General features: G+C 70.8%; 10 protein-coding genes and 1 riboswitch. Of the genes, 7 read left to right on the forward strand and 3 right to left on the reverse strand.

Features of this window, described 5'->3' with window-relative positions; genetic code table 11:
- From QMX80_RS16235 to QMX80_RS16245, 3 genes are all read left to right on the forward strand, one after another.
- A partial coding sequence (locus QMX80_RS16235; RefSeq protein WP_282278182.1) for an L-serine ammonia-lyase, iron-sulfur-dependent, subunit alpha occupies positions 1 to 127 on the forward strand: 127 nt, incomplete at its 5' end.
- 151 nt (positions 128 to 278) lie between these two features.
- Positions 279 to 3,302, forward strand: a complete 3,024-nt coding sequence (locus QMX80_RS16240) for a ligand-binding sensor domain-containing diguanylate cyclase (protein ID WP_282278167.1) — start codon at positions 279 to 281, stop codon at positions 3,300 to 3,302.
- A gap of 134 nt (positions 3,303 to 3,436) precedes the next feature.
- A complete protein-coding gene (locus tag QMX80_RS16245; protein ID WP_282278169.1) occupies positions 3,437 to 4,285 on the forward strand; it encodes a hypothetical protein in 849 nt (282 codons plus the stop codon).
- 229 nt (positions 4,286 to 4,514) lie between these two features.
- Here QMX80_RS16245 and QMX80_RS16250 read toward each other — a convergent pair whose 3' ends face one another.
- The 3 genes from QMX80_RS16250 to QMX80_RS16260 are packed head-to-tail and all read right to left on the reverse strand — an operon-like array spanning position 4,515 to position 7,839.
- Positions 4,515 to 5,582 (reverse strand): homoserine dehydrogenase, encoded by a 1,068-nt coding sequence (locus QMX80_RS16250; protein ID WP_282278170.1) that lies wholly within the window; start codon positions 5,580 to 5,582, stop codon positions 4,515 to 4,517.
- Complete coding sequence (locus QMX80_RS16255) at positions 5,579 to 6,823, reverse strand: O-succinylhomoserine (thiol)-lyase (RefSeq protein WP_057505269.1); 1,245 nt, start codon at positions 6,821 to 6,823, stop codon at positions 5,579 to 5,581. Before QMX80_RS16255 ends, QMX80_RS16250 begins: the two co-directional genes overlap by 4 nt.
- Positions 6,820 to 7,839 (reverse strand): homoserine O-succinyltransferase, encoded by a 1,020-nt coding sequence (locus QMX80_RS16260; protein ID WP_273082815.1) that lies wholly within the window; start codon positions 7,837 to 7,839, stop codon positions 6,820 to 6,822. Before QMX80_RS16260 ends, QMX80_RS16255 begins: the two co-directional genes overlap by 4 nt.
- Before the next feature lie 72 nt (positions 7,840 to 7,911).
- Positions 7,912 to 8,031: riboswitch (SAM riboswitch) on the reverse strand.
- A 113-nt stretch (positions 8,032 to 8,144) separates the two neighbouring features.
- Here QMX80_RS16260 and QMX80_RS16265 point away from each other — a divergent pair.
- The 4 genes from QMX80_RS16265 to QMX80_RS16280 all read left to right on the forward strand — a co-directional run.
- Positions 8,145 to 8,972, forward strand: a complete 828-nt coding sequence (locus QMX80_RS16265; protein WP_282278175.1) for a M23 family metallopeptidase — start codon at positions 8,145 to 8,147, stop codon at positions 8,970 to 8,972.
- A 63-nt stretch (positions 8,973 to 9,035) separates the two neighbouring features.
- The gene (locus QMX80_RS16270; RefSeq protein ID WP_055771056.1) at positions 9,036 to 9,428 is read left to right on the forward strand and encodes a GntR family transcriptional regulator; all 393 of its coding nucleotides are present in this window, start codon (positions 9,036 to 9,038) and stop codon (positions 9,426 to 9,428) included.
- Positions 9,425 to 10,339, forward strand: coding sequence for an ABC transporter ATP-binding protein (locus tag QMX80_RS16275; protein WP_282278178.1), 915 nt, complete (start codon positions 9,425 to 9,427; stop codon positions 10,337 to 10,339). Before QMX80_RS16270 ends, QMX80_RS16275 begins: the two co-directional genes overlap by 4 nt.
- The coding region (locus QMX80_RS16280; RefSeq protein WP_282278180.1) for a hypothetical protein at positions 10,336 to 10,947 on the forward strand (612 nt) is incomplete at its 3' end. The genes QMX80_RS16275 and QMX80_RS16280, both read left to right, overlap by 4 nt.

The following is a 10,947-nucleotide window of genomic DNA, read 5'->3' on the forward strand; positions in this document are numbered from 1 at the left end:
CGACGGCAAGCACAAGGTCAGCCTGGACAAGGTCATCAAGACCATGCGCGACACCGGCCGCGACATGCAGGACAAGTACAAGGAAACCAGCCGCGGTGGGCTGGCCGTCAACGTCATCGAATGCTGAATGCGGCAAAGAGGATTCAAGTCGGCACGTACGGGGCCGCTATGGTTTTCGATGTAACCTGACGTCAGTACGGGATTCAGGGGGAATCTCGATCGACAATCCATCCACCATCCGCCATCCGCGCCGGTCGCTGGCAGCCGGCGCCGGACTGTTGGCTCGCCTGTGGCTGCTGGTCCTGCTGGCGGTTTCCCTGCCGGCTGCCGCACTGGAAGCCGGCAAACCTTTCCGCGACTACGTCACCGACACCTGGGGCGTGGACCAGGGGCTGCCGCAGATCAGCGTGCTGGCCATCGCCCAGGATCCTGCCGGCTACCTGTGGTTCGGCACCCAGACCGGGCTCGCGCGGTTCGACGGGGTGCGCTTCGTCCGCTACACCCAGCACGATGCCCCCGAACTGGGCAACAACATCCTGGCCCTGCTCGCCGACGACAACGCCCGGCTGTGGATCGGCACCTCGCAGGGGCTGCTGGTGCTGGAGGACGAACGCTTCCGCGCCATCGCCCCCACCGTCGCCGACCGCCCTGCGCCGGCCAGCGCCCTGCTGAAGGTCGACGATCGCATCCTGGTCGGTTGCGCGGAAGGCATCTGCGCGCCGCAGGAGGGACGGCTGCGGCGGGTGCATGTCCTGCCGGAACCGGCCCTGAGCCTGCTGGCGCGCGACGACGGGCTGTGGGCCGGCGGCGAAGGACGGGTATTCCACATCGTCGGCGGCAAGGTGCGCGCCCTGCCCCTGCCGGCCGCAGCCAACGGCGCATCGGTCACCGCGCTGGCGCAGGCCGATGGCGATCTCTGGGCCGGTACCCGCCACGGCCTTTTCCGCCTGCGCAACGGCAGCTGGCAAGCGGCGGATGGCCACCTGGGCGACGCCCTGACCGTGGAGGCGATGCAGGCCGACCGCGACGGCAACCTGTGGGTCGCCACGCCGCAATACCTGGAACGGCTGCGCGCCGGCCGGCCGCCCGAACGCATCCGCAACGCGCCCGGCGCCATCGCCGTCCGCTCGATCTTCGAAGACCGCGACGGCAACCTGTGGCTGGGCAGCATGGTCGAGGGCGTGACCCGTGCCTGGAACGGCTGGGCCCGGCGCCTGAGCCAGGCCGATGGACTGGAAGACCCGCTGCTCTGGTCGATCGCCGCGGCACCCGACGGCGGCATCTGGGTCGGCAGCAGCGATGGCGTCGCCGTCTGGCGCGATGGCCGTTTCCGCAGCCGCGTGACCGGCAACCGGCTGCCGCACCCGGAGGCCTACAGCCTGCTGCCCGAACGCGACCAGACCTGGATCGGCACCCGCGCCGGCGTCGCCGTGCTGCGCGGCGACCGGCTCGAGGAACCGCCCGAACTGGCCCCGCTGCGCGACGCGCAGATCAACGGCATCCTCCGCGACCATGCCGACAGGCTGTGGTTCGCCACCACCCGCGGGCTGTTCCTGCTGGAGGACGGCAAGCGCCTGTCGCGCTATGGCGAACGCGACGGACTGGCCGATCCGCGCATCCGCCTGGTCCACGAAACCCGCGACGGCCGCATCCTGCTGGGCACCTACCAGGGCCTGTACGAATGGCGCGATGGCCGCATCCTGCCGACTGGCCGGCTGGGTGGACTGCCCGACGACACGCCGGTCACCGCCTTCCTCGAACTGGAGGACGGGCGCTGGGTCCTGGGCACCAGCAACGGCGAGAGCCTGCGCCTCTACGATGGCCGTCGCTGGCACTGGCTGGACCGCGAACGCGAACTGCCGGCCAATGTCGCCTTCCATCTGGCCGAGAACGGCAACGACCTGTGGGTCGCCGGCATGCGCGGCGTCTATCGCCTGCCGCTGGCGTCGCTGGACCGGGCGCTGGCCGACCCGCAGCAGCCGCTGGCCGCGCAGATCGTCATCAACTCCGGTGCCGACCGCGCCGGCGGGCAGCAGGACAAGTGCTGCAACGGCGCCGGCAACAGCCGCGGGGTGCTGCGCGATGGCCAGCTGTGGCTGCCCACCCGCGATGGCGCGCTGCTGGTGGACGTGGGCACGGCCGCGGACAGTACGCCGCGCAGGATCAGGATCGACGACGTACAGGTCCAGGGCCGCCGCCTGGCGGCCGGCCAGGGCACGCTCAAGCTGCCGCTCGACGCCCGCGACCTGCGCTTCGAATTCAGCCTGCCCGACTTCCAGCCGATGCATACCCCGCAGCTGCGCTATCGCCTGGCCGGCTACGAGAAGGACTGGCACGAGCTGGACAACCCGGCGATGCGCAATGCCAGCTACGCCAGCCTGCCGCCCGGCTACTACACCTTCGAAGTCGCCGATTTCAGCCACCCCGAGCCATTGCGCAACGCCGCCCATGTCGCCGTGGAGATCCCGCGGCGCCTGCATGAGACCCTCGCCTTCCGCCTGCTGGCCGTGCTCGGGCTGGCCGGACTGATCTGGCTGGGTTACCTCGGGCTGCAGCACCGCTACGCCCGCCAGCGCGCGCAGCTGGAACGGCTGGTCCAGGAGCGCACCCGCGACCTGCAGGCCGCCAACGCTCAGCTGAAGGCGATCAGCTTCACCGACCCGCTCACCGGCCTGCACAACCGGCGCTACCTGTCCCAGCAGATTCCCACCGACCTGTCGTTCTACGAGCGCGACGACGGTTACCGGGACGGCAGCGAGGCGGTGGTGTTCGCCCTGCTCGACGTGGACCATTTCAAATCGGTCAACGACACCCACGGCCACGCCGCCGGCGACCGGGTGCTGGAGCAGATCGGCCAGCTGCTCGGCGAACTCAAGCGCAGTGGCGACTACGTGGCGCGCTGGGGCGGCGAGGAATTCCTGCTGGTGTTCCGCCCGCTGCCGCGCGGCAGCCTGGCGCGGCTGGGCCAGCGCCTGTGCACCCGCATCGCCGAACACAGTTTCGACCTGGGCAACGGCCAGCGGCATCGCCTCACCGCTTCGGTCGGCCTGATCGAATGCCCGCTGTTCCCCAGCCATCCGCGCCTGCTCGGCTGGGAGCAACTGGTCACCCTCGCCGACCGTGCGCTGTACCGGGCCAAGACCTCCGGGCGCAACGGCTGGATCGCCTACCAGCCGGTACCGGGCGCGCAGTTGCCCGACGATCTGTCCGCGCTTGCCGGCGACCCTTGGTGGCTGGTGGAAAACGGCCTGTTGGAGATGTACGGCATCGAAGGCGAAATCCGCTGCGAAGCCACTTCGTAGCCCTTCGCCCGCAGGGACGGGCGACGCGCACGGACGGGCTCCCGCCGCTTTCCGTTGCGCACACCGCAGCGTATTGCACTGGCTCCCGGCGACGCACCAGAATTCCGCATCGCCATCGAGCTTAGGGGTCAGGGATGCAGAATGGGCAGCAACCCGACGTACCGGCGCCGCCGCGCCGTCCGCGCACGGCCACGCCGGCCCCGCGCGGCGGTGGCGGCCTGACGCTGCCCCGGCTCGTCTCAGCGGTGATCGTGCTGCTGGTGCTCGCCTGGTTCATCGGCAGGAAGCCGGCGGCGGTGGAGACAGCCGTCGCCACGCTGGAAGCCGCAGCGCCCGTCGCGCGACCGCAGGCACACCTCGTCCATGGCGAGAAATCGACCACGCTGGCCGACATCGGCGAAGCCCGCATGATCCTGCAGGAACAAGGCAATGCGCTGCGCGTGGAAGGCGGCGTGGGCCGGAACTTCGCCAACGACCTGAAGGCGATGCTGGATGCGACGCCCTCGGTACGCCGCATCGACATCACCAGCGGTGGCGGCTATGCCGTCTCCGGACTGGAAGCGGCGCGCATCGTCCGCCGCAACAACCTCACCGTGCGCGTGCGCGGCTATTGCGCCAGCATCTGCGTCGCGCTCTGGGCCGCCGCCGCGCAACGCCAGATGGAGGCCGACGCCGTGATCGGCCTGCACCAGCGCAACGCGCAGTGCGATGCCCTGCCGTCGCCGGCGCGGGAGGAATGCCGCTACCAGGACCAGTTCGCCACCGAACACGACTCCAGCTACAGCGCATGGCTGCAGGCAGCCGGCTTCAACAAGCGCCTGCTCGACCTGCAGGCCCGTACCGCCGCAGAGGACATCGCCGTACTCACCGCACCGCAGCTGTGGGACAACGGCGTCGACTTCAACGCGGTCGACCGCGAGGGAGCGCGCATGGGCCGTGCCGAGGTCGAACGCTTTCTAAGCGAGAAGTCCGCGCGGCATTGAGCCTGCTGCCAGCCCCCGTCATCGCAGCCCCATGAGCGGCACCCGACCGCGGGTCGGGCGGGGACCTGCATGCGGGCCGGCACCCTCGTGGTTCAGCAGGGCCCAGCCCGCTGCACCGGAACATCGCCGGGCAGTCCACCTGCGGGGCAGGCCCCGCATCCACGAAGGACGTCGCGGCAGCACCTGCCCGCCTGTCGGCAGTCAAAGCGAGCGCGACCGACCTTCGTCCTCAACGATTGGCGATGCCCAGCACGTCGTCCAGCAGCGCGGCCGCGGTGACTTCGGCACCCGCTCCCGGACCCTGGATCAGCAAGGGTTGTTCGCGGTAACGGTCGCTGTGGATCGCCACGCGGTTGTCGGTGCCGCGGCCACCGGCCAGCGGGTGGTCCGCCGGCAGCGCGCGCAGGCCGACGCTGGCGCCGTGCCCATCCAGGCGGGCGACGAAACACAGCGACAGGTCTTGTTCGCGTGCGCTGAGCAGATGACCGGCGAGCGGCGCGTCCAGTTGCGCCAGGGCGGCATCGACCTGCGCGGCCGGCAACGCGGCCAGCGCCGGCGGCACCAGCGATTCGACCGCCACCTGCTCCGCTTCCAGCGCCACGCCGGCGGCGCGCGCCAGGATCAGCAGCTTGCGGCGCACGTCCTCGCCGGACAGGTCGATGCGCGGATCCGGCTCGGTGTAACCGGCCGCAGCCGCCTCGCGCACGCAGGCCGAGAACGGCTGGCTGCCGTCGAAGCGATGGAACAGCCACGCCAGCGAACCGGACAGCACGCCTTCGATGGCATGGATGCGGTCGCCGCCGGCCACCAGTGCGCGGATGCTGGACAGCAGCGGCAGGCCCGCGCCGACCGTGGCCGCATCGCCGTAGCGCGCATTGCCAGCGGCCACGATCCCGCCGATCTGGCGCGCGCGCGCCAGCGTGGTGCCGTTGCCCAGCTTGTTGGCGGTGACCACGTGGATGCCCCGCGCCAGCCAGTGCGCGTGTTCGGCGGCGACGTCCTCGCTGGCGGTGGCGTCGACCACGATGTCGCCCGCCTGCAGGCGTCCGACTTCCTCATGGTGCGCCGGCGCCTCGCCCTGCCGGTCCGCGTCGCGGGCGCGCGACAGCATGGCCTCGGGAGCATCGCCGCAGGCCAGCGCGATGCGCGAGTTCGCCACCACGTGCAGCGACGGCAGCATGAGCTGCCGCTGCCGCAGGGCCTGGTAACGAGCGACGAAAGCCGAACCGACGGTGCCGGTGCCCAGCAGCACCAGCCGCGCCTGCGCTGCCGCCTGCGGACGCAGCTGCGCGCTCATGCATCCACCGTTTTTCGCTGGGCATCGAGGCGGCCGTCGGCCAGCACGCGCGCGGCGCGCAGCAGCCCGGCCTGAAGGTCGGCCACCAGGTCCTCGCTGGCCTCGATACCGACAGACAGCCGCAGCAGGCCGTCGCTGATGCCGGCCTTGGCACGCGCTTCGGCGGTCATCGCGGCATGGGTCATGGTGGCCGGGTGCGCGACCAGGCTCTCCACGCCGCCCAGCGATTCGGCCAGGGTGAAATAGCGCAGGCCTTCGACGAAGGCGCGCACCGCCGCGTGCGGATCGGCACCTTCGCACTGCGCCAGCTCGAAGGACAACATCGCGCCGAAGCCCTTCTGCTGGCGCGCGGCCACCGCATGGCCCGGATGCGATTCCAGCCCCGGGTAATAGACCCGGGCCACCACGTCGCTGGTGGCGAGCAGGTCGACCAGGGCGCGGGTGTTCTCCTGGTGCACGCGCAGGCGCGCGTCCAGCGTACGCAGGCCGCGCAGGGTCAGGAAGGCGTCGAACGGCGAACCGGTCAGGCCCAGCGCGTTGGCCCACCACGTCAGCTGCTGGTGCACCTCGGCCTCGCGCGCGATCACCGCGCCACCGACCACGTCGCTGTGGCCGTTGACGTACTTGGTGGTCGAGTGCAGCACCACGTCGGCGCCGAAGGCGATCGGATTCTGCAGCGCCGGCGACAGGAAGGTGTTGTCCACCACCACCCTGGCGCCGGCCTTGTGCGCGGCGTCGATCACGAAGCGCAGGTCGGTGATGCGCAGCAGCGGGTTGGAAGGGGTTTCCACCAGCACCAGCGCCGGCGACTGCGCCAGCGCATCGGCCAGCGCGCGCGGGTCGGTCAGGTCGGCGGTGATCAGCTCGAAATGGCCCTTGGTCGCCAGCGCGTTGAACAGGCGCCAGCTGCCGCCGTAGGCGTCGTGCGGCACCACCAGCTTGTCGCCCGGCTGCAGCAGCGCGTTGAGCACCAGGTTGATCGCGCCCATGCCGGTGGAGGTGATGACGCCGCCGGCGCCGCCTTCCAGTTCGGCCAGCGCCTCGCCCAGCAGGTCGCGGGTCGGATTGCCGCTGCGGGTGTAGTCGTACTGGCGCTTGTTGCCGAAGCCGTCGAAGCTGAAATTGGACGACAGCACGATCGGCGGCGTCACCGCGCCAAAGGCGGTATCACGGTCGATGCCGGCACGCACGGCCGCGGTGGCGCGGCAACAGGACACATCGGAAGCGGTGGACAGGCTCATGCGTTTTCTCCGGGAAGGCGAAGGGCGTTGGCGAGGATCGCGTCGATGCGATCGGTTTCTTTCAGGAAAGCGTCGTGGCCATAGGGCGAGCGCAGCACGCGCAGGCTGCCGCGCGTGCCCAGGCCCTCGACCAGCGAGACCAGGTCGGACAGCGGCACCAGGCGGTCGCCCTCGACCGCGACCACCAGCGTCGGCACGCCGACGGCGGCCGGATCGATGCGGTGCAGGTCGATGGATTCGGACAGGCGCAGGTAGGCATCGACGCGGGTGCGCGCCACGTACTGCGCGCCGGCGGCGTCGAGGTAGTCCTCGGCGGCCACGCGCACGCGGCCGTTCACCACTTCCGGCGCGGCGTCGAAGCGCTCGCCGAATTCTTCCGGGGTACGGTAGCTGAGCATGGCGAACTGCCGCGCCAGCGCCAGCCCATGCGTTTCGGCGCATTGCAGCTGGCCCAGCGCGACCGCGCGCCGCTGCAGCGCGCGCCAGGCCGAGGCGTAGGGATGCGGACGATGCGCGCCGCTGACCGCGACCAGCCGGCCGAGCCGCTGCGGGTGGCGGATGGCCAGCTGCTGGCCGACCAGCGCGCCGTAGGAATAGCCGACGTAGCCGTGCAGGCAGTCGATGCCCAGCGCGTCCAGCAGCAGGGCGACGGCATCGGCCTGGTCGGCGGTGTCGATCGGCACGTCCAGGTCGCCATCGGCGCCGATGAAATCGAAACCGAGCAAGCGCCGGCGCGCCGGGTCCAGCGCGCGGCCGCTGCCGACCAGGCCGTCGGCCCAGCCCTTCTCGCCGAACACCGCGTTGGCGGCGATGTGGCGGTGCGCGGAAATGCCGCCGGCCACCAGCACCACCGGCGCATGGGCGCGGCCGACCAGTTCATAGCGCAGGCGCAGGACGCGCTCGCCGGCGTGGCGCATCGCCAGGCGCACCGTCACCTCGCCGCGCACGGCGGACGGCGCGGCGTCGATGGCGGCGGGGGAAACGTCGTTGGCGGCGAGGGCGGTAGCGAAACTCATGGCGGTATTCCGGTGAAGGAGCGGCCATCGAGCTTCGCGGAGCTCATGCGTTCGCCGTGCGATGCACGGATCGAACCATCTTTCGGCGGACACAGGGGTCACCGCAGGATTTGGCACCAAACACAGACGCTTGCGCAGCTGCTGGTTGCCCCGGCTTCAAAGGGCCTGTCCCTCTGCCGGTCTCGATGGTGGGCACACGATGCCAGCCGCCCCGGCCCTTGTCAATCTCTTTATTCGGATAGAGCGATGGAGTTTCCGTTGCAACCATGCCGGCATAATCCGGCCACCTCCTCCGTCGCCACCGCATGCGCCGCCTGCCGTTCCTGCTCCTGTCCGCGACGCTCGCCCTGCCCGCCCACGGCGATGGCCCCGCGCCGCGCTGGCGCCAGGGCTGGGGGCTGGCCGCCTCCACCCCGGCGGCGCAGGAAAACGGCATCGGCCACGACACCGGCTTCGCGCGTCTGGTCCTGCAACACCGGGCCGGCGGCCACGAGGCGCAGGTGCGCAACCTGCTGGCCGGCCCGGTACAGGTCCGCCTGCGCAACGGCGCCGATGGCGCCGACGTGGTCGCGCCGGTGCTGTTGCCGGCCGGCGGTCAGCGCCAGCTGCTGTGGCTGGGCGACGATGGCGGCCCCATCCGCCTGCTGCTCGACGCCTTTCCCGGCGACCCGTCCGCCCGGCCCGACGACCATCTTTACCGGCTGCCGTTCGACGGCGTCCCGGTCCGCGTCAGCCAGGGCATCGGCGGACCGCGCAGCCATGGCGACGCGCAGAACCGCTACGCCATCGACTTTCCCTTGCCCGACGGCACGCCGATCCTCGCCGCCCGCGCCGGCACGGTGATGCAGGTGGTGGCCGATTCGCCCGAGGACGGCTGCCTGGTCCGGGTACTGCATGGCGACGGCAGCATGGCGCTCTACGCACATCTGCAATCGGGCAGCCTGTCGGCCCGGCCCGGACAGGCGATCCTGGCCGGACAGGTGCTGGCCCGATCCGGCAACACCGGCCATAGCACCGGCCCGCACCTCCACTTCGCCGTACAGGCCAACACCGGGCTGGCGCTGGCCTCGATCCCGTTCCGCATGGCCGGGCCGCAGGGAGAGCTGCGCTTCCCGCATGCCTCCGTCCCCTGATCCACCGGCATCTGGCCACGCCGGCACTTGACAAAAGCCAAGTGTATTGTTGTATTGATACACATGGACGCAAGACTGCTGCACATCAATCCCCAGGATGCCGAGCCGATCTATCGCCAGATCGCCGAGCAACTGCGCCGGCTGGTCAGCGCCGGGCAACTGCGTGCCGGCGACCTGCTGCCCTCGGTGCGCGAGGTGGCCAGCGCCCACGCCATCAATCCGATGACCGTGTCCCGCGCTTACAGCCAGCTGGAGGCCGAAGGCGTGCTGGAGCGGTTGCGCGGCAAGGGCATGGCGGTGGCCGCCGGCAGCCTCCGCCGCGACAGCGTGAACTCGCGCATGCAGTTGGCCGAACCGCTGCTCCGGCAGCTCGCCCGTCATTGCCAAGAACTGGAACTTCCCAGCGATCGCGTGCTCGCGCGGTTGCAACATCTGCTCGACAAGGACCCGACATGAACGCACTGGCCGCACCCGCCTCCGCCATCGCCGCCGATCTCGACCTCGACATGCCGCTGGGCGCGGACAACCTGCACCTGTCCTATGGCAGGCATGCGGTGCTGCGCGGCGTCGACCTGCACCTGCCGCGCGGGCAGGTACTGGGCCTGATAGGCCGCAACGGCGCCGGCAAGAGCAGCCTGATCGGCTGCCTGCTCGGCCTGCTGCGTCCGCAGGGCGGGCAGGCGCGGCTGTTCGGCGCGCCGGCATTGGCGCTGGACGACGCCCGCAAGCAGTGCCTGGGCTACGTGCCGCAGCAGCCGCAGTCCTTCGGCTGGATGAAGGTCGGCCAGTTGATGGGCTATCTCGCCCAGCTCTATCCGCAATGGCAGCGCGCTCATGCCGATGCCCTGCTCAAGCGTTGGGACCTGGATCCGGCCCAGGCCATCGGCAAGCTGTCGCCCGGCCAGGCGCAACGGCTGGCGGTGGTGCGTGCGCTGGCGCCGCGCCCCGCGTTGCTGGTGCTGGACGAACCGGCCTCGGCACTGGACCCGGTGGCGCGCCGCGAACTGCTGCGCGACATCGTCGAGCAGGCCATCGACAACGGCACCACCGTGCTGTTCTCCAGCCACATCATCAGCGACCTCGAGCGCGTGGCCTCGCACGTCGCCTTCCTGCACGAAGGCCGCATCCTGCTGAACCAGCCGCTGGACGAACTGAAGAGCCAGACCATGCGATTGTTCGTCCCGGGCTCCGGCGCCGCGCAGTTGCCGGCCAGGCTGCCCGGCGAACTGGCGCGCAAGCCGCTGGCCGACGGCGCGTTGGGCCTGGTCGTCAGCCGGCGCGAAGGCTGGCAGGATCTGCTGCAGATGGAAGGCATCCACGCCGATCCGTTGAACCTGGAAGACCTGTTCATCGAGGTGGCCGAATGACCGCCCTCGCCACACGCCGCCCGTCATCGGCGGCGACCGCCCTGCGCACCGTGTTGGCGGCCGGCACCTGGACCAACGGGCTGCTGGCGTTGGCCTGCGTGTTGGGCGTCGCGCTGCCATGGCTGGGCATCGGCGAGGAAAAAGCCGCCGGCCTCGGCTCGGCGCTGGCCGCCGTCCTGGTGATGTTCTGGGCCATGCTCGGCGGCAGCCGGCTGATCGCGCTCTCGGTGCAGGCCACGCAGCTGCGCCTGCCGCGGGTCGCCGGCCAGAACCTGCGCCACGCGGCAGCCGCCCTGCTGCTGGCGGTTGTCGCACCGGCCATCCTGCTGACCCTGTCCGGCACCCATCCGCTGCCGCTCAACCTGGCGATCCTCGGCGTCGGCCTGCTGGCCGGCCTGTTCTGGGTCAGCATCCCGCCGTGGCTGGTTTTCGCAATGATCGCGCTCGGCTATGTGCCCTATTGGCTGGTGCTCTGGCTCGAGCCCGCGTGGACGTTTGAACCGACGCTTGCGCAAGGCCTGGCGTTGGCCCTGCTCGCCCTGCTCGCCGCCAACGCCTGCTGCTGGTGGCGCATGGCACGGCGGCGTGTGCCCGCCCAGGGCTGGCAC

The sequence above is a fragment of the Stenotrophomonas sp. PS02297 genome, assembly GCF_029959705.1.
Classification (GTDB): Bacteria; Pseudomonadota; Gammaproteobacteria; order Xanthomonadales; family Xanthomonadaceae; genus Stenotrophomonas; species Stenotrophomonas nitritireducens.